This window comes from Granulicatella elegans, from assembly GCF_020735385.1.
Classification (GTDB): domain Bacteria; phylum Bacillota; class Bacilli; order Lactobacillales; family Aerococcaceae; genus Granulicatella; species Granulicatella elegans_B.
Window position 1 is genome coordinate 712,777 of the sequence record NZ_CP085953.1, and the last position, 16,782, is coordinate 729,558.

The window sequence follows — 16,782 nt, forward strand, 5'->3', positions numbered from 1 at the left end:
TCTTTTTCAAGGGGACGCCTAGCGATATTCCTAGTATTTTCAAGAGGTTTATAGTATAATCATTCGTGGCGTTTTGAACGCTCGAGGTTCGCAACCATCCCTCGATTCAAAAAACTAGGAGGAAAAGAAATGAAACAAAATAATGTAAAAGTGTTGATTATCAATGCGATTGTAGCAGCACTATATGTGGTGATTACAACAGTATTTGCTTTTATGTCCTTTGGGAATATCCAATTCCGTATTTCAGAAATGTTAAACCATTTATTTGTCTTTGATAAAAAATATGGGTACGGAATTATTGCGGGTGTTATTTTAGCCAATACGATTTTTATGTCTAGCTCTGGTTTAGGAGTGTATGATTTAGTATTTGGTTTAGGACATTCTATTTTATCTTTATTGATTGGTACATTAGTGTTCCGATTTGCAAAAGATTTAAAAGGGAAAATGTTATTGTTATCCATCGTATTTAGTGTGATGATTTTCTTAGTAGCTATTGAGTTGAAAATTGTATTAGAATTACCATTTTGGTTAAGCTACTTTGAAACTTTTGTTGGTGAAATTGTAGTCATGTTAGTGGGAATTCCAGTCATGTTAGCAGCCGACAAAGCAATTGATTTTACAAAACAAATGAATGCATAATTGATGTTTTAAAAGGTATATTCGAGAATTCGGGTATGCCTTTTATTGTTGTGGGAAATGTTGTTGGTTAGGTTTATTAAAAAAGTCAAAACTTAACCAGATAACTTGTCAAATAGCATAAAAGCATCTAAACTATAGTAGACTATGAATCAGAAAAGAGGAATTTCAATGGAATTATTGAGTTTAACAGTAGGACGTCTACAAGAGAACGTGTATTTTTTAATTGATGAAAATAAAGAAACATTAATTTTTGACCCAGGTGCACAAGCAGAGGATATTAAAGAATTAATTGAAGAAGAAGGATTGAAGCCAATTGCGATTGTGTTAACACATGCGCATGGAGATCATATTGGAGCAGTAGATGAATTAAGAAAAGCCTATAATATTCCAATGTATATGAATGAAATTGAAAAAGAATTTTTAACGAATACAGATTTCAATCGTTCATTATATTCAAACGAAAATATTACGGTAAAACCTGCTGACGGATACTATCCAGCAGAATTAGGAAAATGGAAAATTGGAAGTTTCGAGCCTGAATTAGCGTTAATTCCAGGACATTCTCCAGGTAGTACAGTCTTTATCTTCAAAGACAATGGATTTGTTATCGGAGGAGATGTTTTATTCAAAGGAAGCGTTGGACGCAGTGACTTCTCATATGGCAGTCATATGACATTAATGGCAGGGATTGAACAATATTTATTACCATTACCAGGAAATACGGTTGTTTTCCCAGGACATGGAGAACCAACAACATTACAAGATGAAATTGCAAGTAATCCGTTTTTAAATGGCGCAACGAGATAGGACTCAGTAGGAGAATTCATAATGATTTTTGATACACATACACATTTAAATGTAGAGCAATTCGAAGGAGAAGAAGCAGACGTTATTAAGCGTGCAAAGGAATTAGCTGTTACGCGATTTGCGGTTGTCGGATTTGATACACCAACGATTGAAAAAGCTCTTCGATTAAGTGAAACTTTTGAAGAAGTAGTGGCGATTGTAGGATGGCATCCGGTCGAAGCACATGCCTATACACTAGAAATTGAGAAAACATTAATCACACAATTAACCCATCCAAAAGTAGTGGCAATGGGGGAAATGGGATTAGACTATTACTGGGATGATTCTACACCAGAAGAACAAGAACGAGTATTCCGTCGTCAAATTGCCATTGCTAAAGAAATGAAATTGCCGATTGTTATTCATAATCGTGATGCGACAGAAGATTGCTATCGTATTTTAAAAGAAGAAGATATTCGAGATATTGGTGGAATTATGCATAGTTATAATGGCGATGTGGAATATATGAAACGTTTCTTAGATTTAGGAATGCATATTTCTTTTAGTGGAGTTGTAACGTTTAAAAATGCTCCTCAAGTTCGTGAGTGTGCGAAAATCGTTCCACTCGATCGTTTTTTAGTTGAAACAGATGCCCCTTATTTGGCTCCTGTTCCGTATCGTGGAAAGAGAAACGAAACGGGGTATACCCGCTATGTTGTTGAAACAATTGCTAAGGAACGGGAAATGGCTTGGGAAGAAATTGCTAGAGCATCGACAGAAAATGCAATGAAGCTATTTCGGTTTGAAGAAAGAGGATTAAAATGAATCCAATTATAGTAGTTGAAGGGCGAGATGACACTCGTCGATTAAAGGAAGTTTTTCCAGAAATTGAAACGATTGAAACGAATGGTTCAGCTATTGATGATGAAACACTCGCATTAATTAAAAAGGCAAGTGAAATTCGAGAAGTCATTGTGTTTACAGATCCAGATTATCCCGGACAAAGAATTCGTTCGATGATTCAAGAAGCGATTCCGACGGTTAGTCATGCTTTTATTGAAAGAGAAGAAGCCGTTCGAAAAACGAATCATAAAAGTCTTGGAGTGGAACATGCTAGCGATGAAAGTATTCAAAAAGCATTGGAGCATGTGTATAAGCCAGTAGCAGACCTTCAAGAAGCGATTGCTCAATCGGTAATTTTAGAACTAGGATTGATTGGCTATCCGCATTCGTCTTATTTAAGAAAAGAAGTGTCTAAAGAATTACGAATTGGACATACAAATGGAAAACAATTAACGAAACGATTGAAATTATTTGGCATTTCAGAGCAAGAATTACGAAATGCGGTGCAAAATGTACAGGAAAGGAGTTAAAAAGATGTTTGAAAAAGATATTGCCACACCGACTCGAACACGAGAAATTATGGAACGCCATGGCATTAAAGTAAAGAAGAGTTTAGGGCAAAACTTTTTAATTGAACCTAATATTTTAACAAAAATGTTAGATGTGGCAGATGTTAATAAAGAAACCAATGTCATTGAAATTGGACCCGGAATTGGTGCGTTAACGCAACGCTTAGCAAGAGCTGCTAAAAAAGTATTAGCATTTGAAATTGATGGACGTTTAATTCCTGTTTTAGAGGATACTTTATCAGATTATGACAATGTCACTGTGATTCATGAAGATATTTTAAAAGTTGATTTAGAAACAGTGATTCAAGAACACTTCAATGTGGAGGAGAGATTGCTAGTCGTTGCAAACTTGCCGTATTATATTACGACACCGATTATTATGAATCTCTTAGAATCTGGTTTACCAATTGATGGATTTGCGATGATGATGCAAAAAGAAGTGGCAGAAAGAATGACTGCTCAACCAAATTCAAAAGCTTATGGCTCATTAACAGTGGCAATTCAATATTGGTGCCATGCCAAAATTGGATTTATTGTTCCTAAAACAGTTTTTAATCCAGCGCCAAATGTAGATTCAGCCATTTTAGTATTGGAACGTAGAGAAGAACCTCTAGTAACGGTCAAAGATGAAGCTTTCTTCTTTGATTTAGTAAAAAATAGTTTTGTCCAACGTAGAAAAACATTATGGAATAATTTGGTTAAAGCTTATGTGCCAGGTAAACTAACAAAAGAACAAATCCAAGAAGCTTTGGACTCTGTTTCGATTGAACCAAATCGTCGAGCAGAAACATTAACGATTGAAGAATTTGCAGCCTTATCGAATCAATTACAACAATTTGTAGAAGAGTAACAATTGTTCACAGGAAAAGACAGGGAACGTGATATATTTATTTGTAATCATTTTTGAAAGGATGGAGAAAAATGGAATAATGGGTTCAACGAAGTAAAGGAATTTTATTAACTTTTGGATTAGCAGTATTAGCTGTTATGTTAGGAGACGTAATGCCGGTTATTGGAAGTGCGGTATTTGCGATTATTTTTGGGATGTTAGTCAGTAATTTCTATACATTACCAAGTGATTTTAAACCAGGAATTAATTATTCTGCTAAAAAATTATTACATTATTCGATTATTGCATTAGGGTTTACAATGTCATTTGCCCAAGTTCAACAAACAGGATTAGAGTCTTTACAAGTAACGCTTTTTACGATTGTGGCAGCTTTCTTAACAGCAGCTCTTGTGGGAAAATGGTTAGGCTTATCTAATCATTTACGAACATTAGTAGGATTTGGGACAGCCATTTGTGGAGGTTCTGCAATTGCAGCAGCTTCTCCTATTATTGAAGCAGATGATGAAGAAATTGCTTTGTCGATGTCAACAATTTTCTTATTTAATATTATTGCTGTGTTCTTATTCCCATTTTTAGGACATGTGTTACAAATGACAGATGCACAATTTGGATTGTTCGCAGGAACAGCGATTAATGATACTTCCAGCGTAGTCGCTGCTGGTTATAGTTATAGTAGTGGGGCAGGCGATATTGCCACGATTGTAAAATTAACACGTGCGTTAATGATTTTACCAGCTTGCTTAATTTTGTCACTTATTGAAGCAAGACGTCAAAAGCAATCTGGGGAATCTGTGAATTGGAAGAAAATTTTCCCGATGTTTATTTTATGGTTTTTAGTGGCATCTGTTGTGACAAGTGTGGGAATTTTCCCTAAAGCATTTATCCCATATGCAAAATTAGCTTCTAACTGGTTAATGGCAATGGCATTAGCTGGTATTGGTTGCCAAGTATCGTTTAAGAGTTTCCGTAAAGCAGGAGCTAAACCGATTGCTACAGGTTTGGCAACTTGGTTTGTAGTAGGAGTAACTAGTTTATTTTTTCAATATTTTGTAATGAAGTAGTCCCTGAATGAAGGAGAGTTTATGAAGCGCCTATTGAGTGTAGGATTTTGGATAGGTTTGATTTATCTTTTGATTTTTTTGAAGGTAAATGCGGTTCAATCGTTTGTAAATACTTCGATGGTTGGAGTTTATTTACATGTGGTGATGATTTGCTTGTTGATTATCGGATTTTTCGCCTATCTATTAAGAATCATACATTTCTTATTTGTGTCGTAGAATAGAAAAAACAAAGATTTGTTTTGAATGGCAACGGACGCCAGCAGCTTCGCAAAAGCGAATCTCATGGCTAAAATTTGAGCCTAGGGTCTCAAATTTTCCGGCAACTAAAACCGCTGTTGCGGTTTTGGTTGCTTCTGCTATTAAAACAAATCTTTGTTTTTCTATTTCTTTTTACTTCTATTTGCGAAGGTTGTCCAGTCTATGTGGCGGGCGTTGCACCAGTGAGCGGTGGTTTTTGGGAGAATGATGTCTGTTTGGCGTAATGCTTCTGTTTTTGAAACGCCTAATAGGGTGTAAATATTTCTTAATTGATTCTTCCAGTCATTGACCGTTTGAATGGCTGTTGGTAGGGAATCTTGTGGGCGAATTAAATGTAAAAATTCTCCAGACATTCCTACAGCACTTGCTCCTAGAGCAAGACATTTTATGATATCTAATGGTGAATGAATGCCCCCAGAAGCAATGAGTTCACAAGATAAATCATAACCTTCTACTAAGGACTGAACTGTTGTTTGTCCCCAGTCTTCTAATTCATCAAATAAATCATCTTCTCTTCGAGCACTTTCAATGGCTGCAAAATTTGTGCCTCCACGTCCACTAATATCAATCGTTTGAACTCCGATATTGATCAGTTCTTGCATTGCTTCTCTACTAAATCCAAATCCCACTTCTTTAACAATAACAGGAACATCTACATTAGAGACGATTTCCTCAATGTTTTTTAACCAATGATGGAAAGAGCGATCTCCTTCAGGCATCACTAATTCTTGTAAAGTATTCACATGGATTTGAATGCCATTAGCTTCAATGAGGTCAATCGCTTTTTTAGCAGATTCAACGGTATAGTGTGCACCTAAATTCGCCAATACAATTCCGTTAGGATTTTCTTTTCGGATAATGGTAAAGCTTTCTGCAGTAGAAGGGTCTTTCATGGTAATACTCATCGATCCAGTGGCCATCGCAATTCCTGTTTCATGTGCCAATTGTGCTAGCCGTTGATTAATCAGAGTTGTTCGAGGACTTCCACCAGTAATCGCATTAATGAAAAATGGAGTTTCTAAAGTGAATCCTGCCATTTTTGTTTGAAGAGAAATTTCATCTACAGCCATTTCAGATAGAGGATGGTGGACAAAACGAGTTTGTCGTAATTCTAAATGCGACTGTGATTGATATTGTTGAGTCGCATGACCTACATGTTCATCTTTTCTTTTCATTTGTTGTGTATAGGCTTGTATCATGAGAGTTCCTTTCTAATAGCACCTTTTGAAGGGGCTATTTCTAAGTTTAGTGGAAGAATACCAGATTTTTCCCATTGGGTTGTGATGGTGTCTTCTTGTTGTGGTTTTGTAATAAAGCAAATCCCACAATCGCCTCCGCCAGCTCCAGAAGTTTTGGCACTTGCGTTTTCTTGAAGTGCAATTTGGCAAAGTTTTGTTAAGGATGGGGTTTCGAGTACAATATTCATCTCCTTAGCAAAGTTTAATAAGAGAGCTCGATTATCCGTAATTCCTTGTAGAAATGCTTCTGTATCTTGGTTTGTTAAAGCAGTTGTTAGTTGGTTTAGAATCATTGTGTTTTGTTTCAAAAATTGTTGATAATACGCATCTTTTTCTGCTTGTGTTCTTGTATGAGTGACGGATGATACGAACGAAGAAGTATCTGCTTTTTCCTTTGTCCATCCTACAAGTATTTTTAGCGATGTTGGTAAAGATACTGGCTGAATCACTAAGCCTGTCCATCCTTTGTCGACGACTTCTGAAATAGAATGCTGTTGTAATTGTTCTTGGATCCATGTTGCATCGATTCGTTGATATAAAATGACACCTCCAAATGCACTAGAAGCAATATCTCCTAAGGAACCATTACTACCAAGAAGAGTATTGGTAATGGCTGCTAATTTATAGATGAGTAGAGGTTCAACAGGAATATGATGCCATTGTAAAATAGCGTCAATGGTCGCAACAACAACAGCTCCACTAGAGCCAAGACCGAATTTGATAGTAGAGTGAACATCATCTAATTGGCTTGTTACTTTTAAATGATAGAGATTTTCATTCCAATAGTTTCGTTGTTTCGCATAAGTTTCAGCAACTTCAATTGCAGTAGTCATTAATGTATATGGATGATTTTCTTCGATCATTTGTAAAAGTCCTTGTTCTCTTTTCCAATGAAGCGTCAAATTCGGTTGTTGAGTGGAATAAATCGTTCCAACTTCTGCAAGAGAAGGAGTTAAGTCAACGGTTAAATAGCGATTGACAGCTGCAATCAGTGCCGGTTGTCTTGGAGTAACGACTGCATATTCGCCAGCGATAAATAATTTTCCAGGAGCTGTAGCTTGTATATTCATAGTTAAATTCCTTTATGATTAAAATGTTGAATGCTTTCTTGCCATTCATCTTCTGTTAGAGTTCTCATTGCTTCTCCTGGAAGAGAGGAAATAAGTTTTTCAGAAGCAAAATATTGTTCGAAATGGTCACGGACTTTGTCTAAATCACTCGCCTTGCAAAGAACTTTTACATTCGGACCAGCATCCATTGTGTAATAAGCAGGAATTCCTAATACTTCACGTAAGTAAACGACTTGTTGCTGAGCAATCAGACTATCTGGTTCAAAATAACAAAACGGAGGTTGACTGGCTAGCATTGTCGCATGCATTTTCATTCCGTTAAATTCAGCAATTTCTCCCATTCGAGTAAAGTTTTTCTCTTGAATGGCTGTTTTAATCTTTTCTAAATCAGTTTTTGCACTTTCTACCCATGCAGGATAGAACGGAGAAGTGGCAACTGTTTGCTCCATTCCAACACGGCTGGAGATTTTTTTAGCAGCACCATTGACAACGACGATGAGCATCCCAATATCCCAAGAAGCATCGTCTATAGGAATCGCCATACTATCTTTGGAATTTGTTCCTTGATTCCATTCAACAAAGCCACCAAATAAACTTCTCGTAGAACTTCCACTTCCACGACGAGCATATGTCGATAATTCACTTCTTGATAAATTCCATCCCATTGCTTGATGCATCGCTCCTGCTAAAGCTGCAAAAGCTGAAGCAGAACTTGCTAAACCAGCTGCAGTAGGAACAAAGTTATAACTTTCAATACGAGCAAATCGTGTTTCCTTAGCAGGAATACGGAATAAATCTAAAAATTTTGAAATTTTATGTGTTTCTGCTTCTTGTTGCAAAACATGATTTAGATAAAATTCATCTTTTTCTAAAGTTTCATCTAAAGTGATTTTTGTATCGGTATAAAAAGCCTCTAATGTGAGGGATAAGCTACTATTCATTGGAAGGAATAATGTTTTATCCTTTTTCCCCCAATATTTAATAAGTGCAATATTTGTATGTGCACGTGCAATTCCTGTTGTTTTCATATAAGCTCCTTTTTATTCATTGGAAAATGAATGTGTCCATGTTTGTATCGCTCCTGCTTGTTGTAAAGCTGCAGCAATTTTTTGTGCGTCTGCAAGATTTGCTGCAAGAGCAATCATACACCCACCAAGTCCGCCACCTGTCATTTTGGCGCCAATCGCTCCATTTTCAAGAGCCGTTTGAACAAGATGGTCTAATGTTTCGTTTGATACTTCTAATTGTTGGAGAAGTGCATGGTTTTGAGTCAGAAGACTTCCTAATGTCTGCACGTCTCCTTTTGATAGACAATCTTTAGCAGTGTGTACTAATGATCCAATTTTTTCAATGATATTTTGAGTAGAAATGGGTTTTTGTTGGATTTTTTTTTGTACGGTTTGAACAGCTTTTAGAGTTTGTCCTGTAATGCCTGTATCTGCCACGACTAAACTTCCTTTTAGTTGAATCGACAGCGGTTGTAAAGCTTCTCCTTTTATAAAAAATACGGCTTCTTTTCCACTAGTTGTTGCTGTATCAATACCGCTTGGATTTCCATGAGCGATTTTTTCAGAAGCTTGTACAATTTCAAATAATAATGGATCGCTTAAAGGAACATTGTAATAATCAAATAATCCTCTCACTACTGCTACTGAAACAGCAGCACTAGATCCCATGCCGCGTTCTGCAGGAATCGAAGAAGTAATTGTAATCTCAATAGAAGGTGCTTGTACGAAGGAAGCCTTGCCTTTTTCTACTTTTCCATTATTCCAATACGAATGAGTAGTAGGTGTAATTCTTAATTCAGGACGAAGTTGTTCAATTTGATTCAATGCTTCATGGATGGTAAACTTTAAACTTTTTAATATTTCCGGCATTTCATAAGCTAATCCACTATAAAAGTCGCAATGAATGCTTAGCGGATGAGAGCTTGGTTGAATTTTTGCTTGAACTGATACACCGGAAAAAGGAATGGCAATCGCAGGTTGATGATGGACGACTGCATGTTCCCCCATTAAAATGACTTTTCCAGTAGATTGTCCCATACCGGAAGCTGTTGTATATTCCATGATAAAACTCCTTCATAATTTCTCTTATTTATCATACTAAAAACCACTAAAGGTGTAAACGAACAAGCGAGGATTTAACGGAAATTTAAAGACCCAATCGTTAGTCATCCTAAAAAAACTATGGTAAAATACGCTAGAAAAGGAATTCAACAAAAGGAGAGAATCGTTGTGACAGACACATCGACGTATTATCATATTAGCCGAGATGAATGGAAACAATACCAAAACGCTCATCACTTGGCATTAACATTACATGAATTAGAACATTTAACATCATTGAATGATAGAATTTCGTTAATTGATGTACAAGAAGTATATGCACCTTTATTAGATTACTTTGATATCTATTATCAAAAACATGGGCAAATTCATGAACAAGAACAATGTTTTTTAAAACAACCGAAGAAGAAAGTTCCGTTTATTATTGGAGTTTCAGGAAGTGTGGCAGTTGGGAAAAGTACAACGGCTCGTTTAATGCAAACAATGCTCCAACAAAAATATCCAGAATTAACCATTGAGCTGATGACAACGGATGGATTTTTATGGCCTACAAAGGATTTGGTGGAAAAAGGGATTTTACACCGAAAAGGATTCCCTGAAAGTTATGATATGGAATCATTAGTGAATTTCTTACTGGATATTAAAACAGGAGAAGAAGCTGTTGAAGCACCTGTTTATTCTCATGAAATTTACGACATTATTCCAAATGAAAAACAAGTTATCTATCCACCTGATATTTTAATTGTGGAAGGAATTAATGTATTACAATTACCACCAAATCGAGAAATTTACGTAAGTGATTTCTTTGACTGGTCGATTTATGTTGATGCAGAAGAACATCTGATTGAAAAATGGTATTTAGAACGTTTTGAATTATTAATGGAACGAGCAAAAACTCAACCTGATAATTTTTATTACCAATTTGCGATTGGAGATCGAGAAGAAGCGATTGCTATGGCAAAAGATGTGTGGAAAAAAACCAATTTGAAAAATCTAAAAGAATACATCTTACCAACAAAAAGGCGTGCAGACTTCATTTTGCATAAAACATACGGACATCATATTGATTATGTCCAAGTGAAGAAATACTAAATAATGGAAGAAGAACTCACAGTATGAATGTCGCTGTGGGTTCTTTTTTGGAATTGAAAGGAGTATACAAGAAAAATGAGAAAATTTAATAAAAATCCGAACGAATTTTATAAATATTTAAGGTGATTTTCGTGATTTTCTGATACAATATAGGTAATAAGACTAAGGAGGCTTTTTATGTCAACAAGAACCACTTCGTTAGAAAAAATTATTGTATTAGATTTTGGAAGTCAGTATAACCAACTGATTACACGTCGTATTCGTGAATTTGGAGTATTCAGTGAGTTACTTCATAATGATATTACAGCGGAAGAAATCAAAAAACATGGAAATGTAAAAGGGATTATTTTCTCTGGAGGACCTCATAGTGTTTATGAATCAGGTGCTTTTACAGTAGATCCTGCTATTTTTGAATTAGGAATTCCGGTATTAGGAATCTGTTATGGAATGCAGCTGACAACTCATTTATTTGGAGGAACTGTTGAATCTTCAACGACAAGAGAATATGGCCCTGCTAAAGTAGAAGTATTTAATACAGATTCAGGAATTTTCCAAGGATTATCTACTTCAGAAGAAGTCTTAATGAGCCATGGTGACAGAATTACAGCTATTCCTGAAGGTTTCACTGTAACAGCTTCGAATGACCATACACCATTTGCAGCATTTGAAAACCCAGAACGGAATATTTATGGCGTACAATTCCATCCAGAAGTACGTCACAGTATTCATGGAAATGATATGTTGAAAAACTTCGTGTTCAATATTTGTGGTGCTACAGGTGATTGGACGATGGCAAACTTCATCGAGATGGAAATTGAAAAAATCCGCGAAAAAGTTGGTAATAAAAAAGTATTATTGGGGTTATCAGGCGGGGTTGACTCAAGCGTTGTAGGTGTTCTATTACAAAAAGCTATCGGCGACCAATTAACGTGTATTTTTGTAGACCATGGTTTACTTAGAAAAGACGAAGGCGACCAAGTAATGGAAAGCTTATCTGGAAAATTCGGCTTAAATATTATCCGAGTGAATGCCCAAGATCGTTTTTTATCAAAATTAAAAGGTGTTAGTGATCCAGAACAAAAACGTAAAATTATTGGAAATGAATTTGTTTATGTATTCGATGATGAAGCCGCAAAATTAACGGATGTGGATTTCTTAGCACAAGGAACTTTATATACAGATATTATCGAATCAGGAACAAAAACAGCTCAAACAATTAAGTCTCACCACAATGTGGGAGGACTACCAGAGGATATGCAGTTTGAATTAATTGAACCACTGAATACATTATTCAAAGACGAAGTTCGTGCCTTAGGAACAGCGTTAGGCATGCCAGATTCAATCGTATGGCGCCAACCATTCCCAGGACCAGGATTAGGTATTCGTGTACTAGGAGAAGTAACTGAAGAAAAACTAGAAATCGTACGAGAAAGTGATGCAATCTTAAGAGAAGAAATTGCCAAAAACGGACTTGAAAGAGATGTATGGCAATACTTCACCGTTTTACCAGGAATTCGCAGTGTCGGAGTAATGGGAGACGGAAGAACCTATGATTACACAATCGGCATTCGTGCAGTGACAAGTATCGATGGTATGACAAGTGACTTCGCCCGCATCCCATGGGAAGTCTTACAAACCATCAGTGCAAGAATTGTTAACGAAGTCGGACATGTGAATCGAGTGGTGTATGACATTACAAGTAAACCACCTGCTACGATTGAATGGGAATAGTAGCAAAAAAACAAAAAACCTTGTAAAATCAACAGTTACAGAAGATGAAAAACTGTAACTGGGATTAAAATGGGAACATTTGTTAAAAAGAATAAATTGAATAATAGTTCCAAGTGGTTTACATTTGGACAAAAAATAAGACCGTAGTTTCAAGCTATGGTCTTTATTTTTATCCAATATGAACATTCCTTTTAAATTCTATATGTTTTTCGTTACAGAAATCTTCAAATTTATTGGAGTCGAAATTTTTATCAAACTCATCAATTAAGTATTTTTCAATATTATCTTTTTTAGATATGCCGAGAGCATCAAGCAATAATTTAAAATTATTTTTGTCTAAATAATACATAACTTCATAGTCAGCTCCATCAAAAATTTCTACATCATAATCCTCGTACCCAATCTCGGCTGATTCATCAGAATTGAGTGTAAATAATAATCCACTAGTGTTTAACATAATTACCTCTTATTTTAAAAATCTTGATTTTTTAGGGTAAGATAACTTCCAATCTTCAAATTCCTCGTCTGTTATCTCATCGTTGTAATGCTTTTTTCTCATCTCATTCCATTCTATAAGAAAATTATTGAAGTCTACATCATTTGATAAAAGTCCAGTGATCTCTCCATCGCCTGCCAACGGTCTAAACTTCATGTCTTTTTCATAATCAAATATTATATGCATTATTTCAAAAATAGAATTAGGTTCATGATTAATTAATGCTGATATGTCACAATCAAGTGCTTCAGATATTTTTTGTAATTGTTCTTTACTTGGAGATCTATTTCCAAGCTCGTAATTTCTTATAGCAGCATCTGTCAAACCAGACTTAATGGCAAGTTCTTTTTGAGTTAAGTTTCGTATAAGTCTTAACTTTTTTAATTTTTCTCCAGAAATCAAACTAACTCCTCCTTATTTCACAATAACTATAAATATTTTATCACAAAACGAATAAAAGCTCAACAAAACTGTTCTGTTGTAAATATTTGCAAGTATCTGAATATTATAGAAAAAAATAAATAGAAAAAACTTGACAGAACAAATATGAACTGTTATTATATATACATACCGTTCGATATTGAACGGAAATTGTAAGACATATAAATTAATGCTCGCCCTTTTTAGGATGTAGAACCTTACAAACTATAAAAGGAGGACATTATGAAAGGTATTTTTATGAATGCAAAAGATGTACAAGAATTTCTTGATGTAAGTAGGACAACAGCATATCAGATAATAAACGATATGAATCAAGATCTACTTAAATTAGGTTATCGTGTGCAAAGAGGAAAGGTAAATAGAGAATACTTTATGGAAAAGTATTGCTATAAACCAACAAATACAAAGGAGGTTTAAAGTGCCAGCATACAGAGATGAAAGTGGAAATAAAACTTGGTATTGCAGGTTTTATTATACCAACTGGAAAGGAGAAAAATTAACTAAGAAAAAACGCGGATTTTTAACAAAAAAAGAAGCATTAAAATGGGAAAAAGAATTTTTAAATCAACATTCTGAATCAATTGAGATGAGCTTTAGGGAGTTTTTTGAACTTTACAAGAGGGATAGAAAACCAAGAATAAGAGAAAATACTTGGAGGACAAAAGAATCAATTGTAAATCAAAAAATACTTCCCTATATTGGTGATTTAATGCTTAATGAGATTAATAATGTAACCATCATTCAATGGCAAAATGAGCTTATGAAGATTAAGGATAAGAATGGAAAAAACTACTCTCCTACTTATTTGAGAACTATTCATGCCCAGTTATCCAGTATCTTAAATCATGCTTGTAGGTACTACAATTTAAAAACTAATGTTGCTCGTGATGTTGGTTCTATGGGTGAAAAAGAAGCTGACGAAATGCTATTTTGGACTCAAGATGAATATGAAAGATTTATAGAAGCTATTAAAGATAAACCTGAGTCATTCTATGCTTTTGAACTTTTGTATTGGTGTGGTCTTAGAATGGGAGAATTATTAGCTTTAACACAAGAGAAATTTGATTTTGAAAGGCATACATTAAAAATTGATGAATCTTTACAAAGGATTGATGGGAAAAATGTAATAACAGCCCCTAAGACTAAAAAAAGCATTAGGACAATAGTTATGCCTGAATTTTTAACGGATGAGATTAAAGAGTATATAGACAGCTTTTATAAGTTAAAACCAAAAGACTTAATATTTAATTTTTCTAAGAGCTACCTCCACCATGAAATGGATAGGGGATCTAAGAAATCCCAAGTGAAGAGAATTAGAATACATGATTTAAGGCATTCTCATGTTTCACTCTTAATTGAACTAGGATTTTCTGCAACTGCAATAGCTGATAGGGTTGGACACGAATCGATTGATATCACCTATAGATACGCTCATCTCTTCCCTAGTAAGCAAAAAGAAATGGCTCTGTCTTTAACGCAAGTAAGAAATAATAAGGCAAATGATTGGAAAGATTTATTAGAAGAGGATGATAAAGATGTTTAGAAGACATTCATTAGATGAAATTTCTAAAAAAACGAGAAATAAAGACAAAAATAGAAAAAGAAATCGAATTTTAAACTTTAGAGTATCTGAAGAAGAATATGATCTAATAAACAAAAAGATAGAAATAAGTGGACTTAAAAAACAAGATTATTTTCTACAAATGTTATTAAATCATGAAGTTAAGTTAGTAAGTGATTACAGACTTTCTGATAATATAGCCAAGGAAATATTTCAACTAGCAAAAGCTATTAAAAAGTTTGGAAAACTAGATGACGATGAAGCTGATATTTTAATCTATATTTTAGAAATATATGAAAAAATCAAAAAAGAAAAAAGCCCCTACTACAAAGAGTAAAGGCATACACTCCTGTGAGAAGTGTTCTCTAGACAAGTTCATTTTACCACAGGAGTCTTATTTATACCAGACAGGAGGATAAAATGGAGAATAAATATAAAGCAATAAAGAGATTAGATGGTTGTAAAAAGAAGAGGAGTAAGGCTTATGACAGATATTAAATTAAAATTCCCAGAAATAGATCAGACTTACGCCTTTTTAGACTTACAAACTACGGATAAGGGGACGGTTAGACAAATTACTGGAAATATTGTAACAGCTATTTTAAATCCCAAATATTGTCAAAACCAAAAAATCATTGATGGACAAATATTCTTTGATAAATTTACCAATGAAATAAAATTCCAGGGGAAAATTATCGGAGAAAGAAATATAAAGGAAAATCAAATACGACTTTGGGATGATTCTTTAAATAATAGACTAGGCTTAGAGATAGAAAAACATTTTGGAATTAATTATAACGCCAATAAAATGTGGGAAGCTATTCGTTTTGTAGCTCATCAATACGAAGTGAGTCCGCCAAAGCAATATCTTCAAAATTTAAAATGGAATGGAGATAAAAATGCCATTAGAAAACTTTTACCAAGGTATTTGGGAGCGGATGATACAGATCTTAATAATTGGATAATGGAACATATGATATTGGGTATGATAAAAAGAATTTTCAATCCAGGTTCTAAGTTTGATGAGATGATTGTTTTAGTTGGTGGGCAAGGTATAGGCAAATCTACTTTTGCAAGATACTTGTCCATAACAGATGATTGGTTTTGTACAATAGAAAACATTCAAGGCAAGGATGCTGTCATGAACCTTATGGGAAAAACTGTTGTTGAGATCGAAGAATTTGTTGCTTTAAGAAATGCAAAATCGGCTAATGAAGCTAAATCTTTTTTATCAAAATTAAGTGATAGGATAAGAATACCCTACGAAAAATATGCAACAGATGTGCCTAGAACTTGTATCTTTATAGGTACATTAAACGAAAGAACTTTTCTTAATGATCATACTGGAGAACGAAGATATTTACCTGTTGAATGTAACCCGAATAAAAGAATAAGGACTATATATCCTGATAAAAATAATAAAGAAAAACTTTCAGACAAAGAATATATATCTAGTATAAGAGAAGATTTTAATCAGGCTCTAGCCTTGGGATATGAAATCTTTAAAAACAAGACTCATGCATGGACTATACCAAAAAATCTATTAGAAGACTTGTATAAGGAGCAAGAAAAGTTTAAATATCTAAACCCAGATGTGGAAGACATTAGGTATTTCTTAGAAGAATATAAGCCAAAGAGTGCAGATCCTAATATAACTTGTTTCAAAGAACTAACCATGCAAGGCTACCAAATAAAATCAAAATCTTTTTCAGAGATTATGGATAATTATTTCCAAGAATGGATTCCAGTTAGGTCATCAAAGACCCAGAGAATATCACCAAGTGGAGTCTCAATTCCAGTAAAACTATATTATGAAAAGAAAGAAGAAAATGAAACTGATTTTATAGAAGTTGATAAGAAGTTTTTGCCAGAAGAATGGCAAAAAGAAAATCAATTAGAAATAGATACAGCAAATCAAGTAAAGATACAAATGTAACTTTGTAACCTGTAACCCATCGTTATAAATCTTCTTAAATTAGGATTACATAAATTAATGGCTTGATAATAAAGGGTTGACACAGACTCTTAAAACAAGCTCACCTAATTTGTACTGCACCCCAAAAGTTAGACATGAAAAA

At 34.5% G+C, this 16,782-nt stretch carries 18 protein-coding genes and 1 riboswitch; of the genes, 12 read left to right on the plus strand and 6 right to left on the minus strand.

The window, feature by feature from the left end:
• Positions 1-77 precede the first annotated feature (77 nt).
• Positions 78-124, plus strand: a riboswitch (PreQ1 riboswitch).
• Positions 125-129: 5 nt separating this feature from the next.
• The 6 genes from LK443_RS03550 to LK443_RS03575 all read left to right on the plus strand — a co-directional run bounded on the left by LK443_RS03550 (position 130) and on the right by LK443_RS03575 (position 4,748).
• Entirely contained in the window at positions 130-639 is a 510-nt protein-coding gene (locus LK443_RS03550) for a QueT transporter family protein (RefSeq protein ID WP_227932145.1), read from the plus strand.
• A 168-nt stretch (positions 640-807) separates the two neighbouring features.
• A complete protein-coding gene (locus LK443_RS03555; protein WP_227932146.1) occupies positions 808-1,446 on the plus strand; it encodes an MBL fold metallo-hydrolase in 639 nt (212 codons plus the stop codon).
• A gap of 21 nt (positions 1,447-1,467) precedes the next feature.
• Positions 1,468-2,250, plus strand: coding sequence for a TatD family hydrolase (locus tag LK443_RS03560; RefSeq protein ID WP_227932147.1), 783 nt, complete (start codon positions 1,468-1,470; stop codon positions 2,248-2,250).
• Positions 2,247-2,798 (plus strand): ribonuclease M5, encoded by a 552-nt coding sequence (gene rnmV / locus LK443_RS03565; RefSeq protein WP_227932148.1) that lies wholly within the window; start codon positions 2,247-2,249, stop codon positions 2,796-2,798. The genes LK443_RS03560 and rnmV overlap by 4 nt, the downstream gene beginning before the upstream one ends.
• A 4-nt stretch (positions 2,799-2,802) precedes the next feature.
• Positions 2,803-3,687 (plus strand): 16S rRNA (adenine(1518)-N(6)/adenine(1519)-N(6))-dimethyltransferase RsmA, encoded by an 885-nt coding sequence (gene rsmA / locus LK443_RS03570; RefSeq protein ID WP_227932149.1) that lies wholly within the window; start codon positions 2,803-2,805, stop codon positions 3,685-3,687.
• A gap of 137 nt (positions 3,688-3,824) precedes the next feature.
• Complete coding sequence (locus LK443_RS03575; protein WP_265416434.1) at positions 3,825-4,748, plus strand: YeiH family protein; 924 nt, start codon at positions 3,825-3,827, stop codon at positions 4,746-4,748.
• A gap of 380 nt (positions 4,749-5,128) precedes the next feature.
• Here LK443_RS03575 and fni read toward each other — a convergent pair whose 3' ends face one another.
• Genes fni through mvk form a run of 4 tightly spaced genes read right to left on the minus strand, consistent with a single transcriptional unit; the run spans position 5,129 to position 9,383 of the window.
• Complete coding sequence (gene fni / locus LK443_RS03580; protein ID WP_227932150.1) at positions 5,129-6,205, minus strand: type 2 isopentenyl-diphosphate Delta-isomerase; 1,077 nt, start codon at positions 6,203-6,205, stop codon at positions 5,129-5,131.
• A complete protein-coding gene (locus tag LK443_RS03585; protein WP_227932151.1) occupies positions 6,202-7,314 on the minus strand; it encodes a phosphomevalonate kinase in 1,113 nt (370 codons plus the stop codon). The genes fni and LK443_RS03585 overlap by 4 nt, the downstream gene beginning before the upstream one ends.
• Positions 7,315-7,316: 2 nt before the next feature.
• Positions 7,317-8,342, minus strand: a complete 1,026-nt coding sequence (gene mvaD, locus LK443_RS03590; RefSeq protein WP_227932152.1) for a diphosphomevalonate decarboxylase — start codon at positions 8,340-8,342, stop codon at positions 7,317-7,319.
• A 12-nt stretch (positions 8,343-8,354) separates the two neighbouring features.
• Complete coding sequence (mvk, locus tag LK443_RS03595; protein WP_227932153.1) at positions 8,355-9,383, minus strand: mevalonate kinase; 1,029 nt, start codon at positions 9,381-9,383, stop codon at positions 8,355-8,357.
• Between the two features lie 168 nt (positions 9,384-9,551).
• Between mvk and coaA the strand changes: the two genes are divergently transcribed.
• A complete protein-coding gene (gene coaA / locus LK443_RS03600) occupies positions 9,552-10,475 on the plus strand; it encodes a type I pantothenate kinase (RefSeq protein WP_227932154.1) in 924 nt (307 codons plus the stop codon).
• A gap of 177 nt (positions 10,476-10,652) precedes the next feature.
• A complete protein-coding gene (gene guaA / locus LK443_RS03605) occupies positions 10,653-12,206 on the plus strand; it encodes a glutamine-hydrolyzing GMP synthase (RefSeq protein ID WP_227932155.1) in 1,554 nt (517 codons plus the stop codon).
• A gap of 169 nt (positions 12,207-12,375) precedes the next feature.
• Here the strand turns inward: guaA and LK443_RS03610 are convergent, their stop codons facing one another.
• Complete coding sequence (locus LK443_RS03610; protein ID WP_227932156.1) at positions 12,376-12,663, minus strand: hypothetical protein; 288 nt, start codon at positions 12,661-12,663, stop codon at positions 12,376-12,378.
• 9 nt (positions 12,664-12,672) lie between these two features.
• Positions 12,673-13,104, minus strand: coding sequence for a helix-turn-helix domain-containing protein (locus LK443_RS03615; protein ID WP_227932158.1), 432 nt, complete (start codon positions 13,102-13,104; stop codon positions 12,673-12,675).
• Positions 13,105-13,365: 261 nt separating this feature from the next.
• Here LK443_RS03615 and LK443_RS03620 point away from each other — a divergent pair, with 261 nt between their 5' ends.
• The 4 genes from LK443_RS03620 (at position 13,366) to LK443_RS03635 (ending at position 16,640) form a co-directional block, all read left to right on the plus strand.
• Positions 13,366-13,560, plus strand: a complete 195-nt coding sequence (locus LK443_RS03620; protein ID WP_004835545.1) for a hypothetical protein — start codon at positions 13,366-13,368, stop codon at positions 13,558-13,560.
• A 1-nt stretch (position 13,561) separates the two neighbouring features.
• Positions 13,562-14,686, plus strand: coding sequence for a site-specific integrase (locus LK443_RS03625; RefSeq protein WP_227932159.1), 1,125 nt, complete (start codon positions 13,562-13,564; stop codon positions 14,684-14,686).
• Entirely contained in the window at positions 14,679-15,041 is a 363-nt protein-coding gene (locus LK443_RS03630; RefSeq protein ID WP_227932161.1) for a plasmid mobilization protein, read from the plus strand. Before LK443_RS03625 ends, LK443_RS03630 begins: the two co-directional genes overlap by 8 nt.
• Positions 15,042-15,188: 147 nt before the next feature.
• Positions 15,189-16,640 carry a virulence-associated E family protein gene (locus LK443_RS03635; protein ID WP_227932163.1) on the plus strand — a complete coding sequence of 484 codons (1,452 nt, stop codon included), beginning with the start codon at positions 15,189-15,191 and terminating at the stop codon, positions 16,638-16,640.
• Positions 16,641-16,782: the final 142 nt, after the last annotated feature.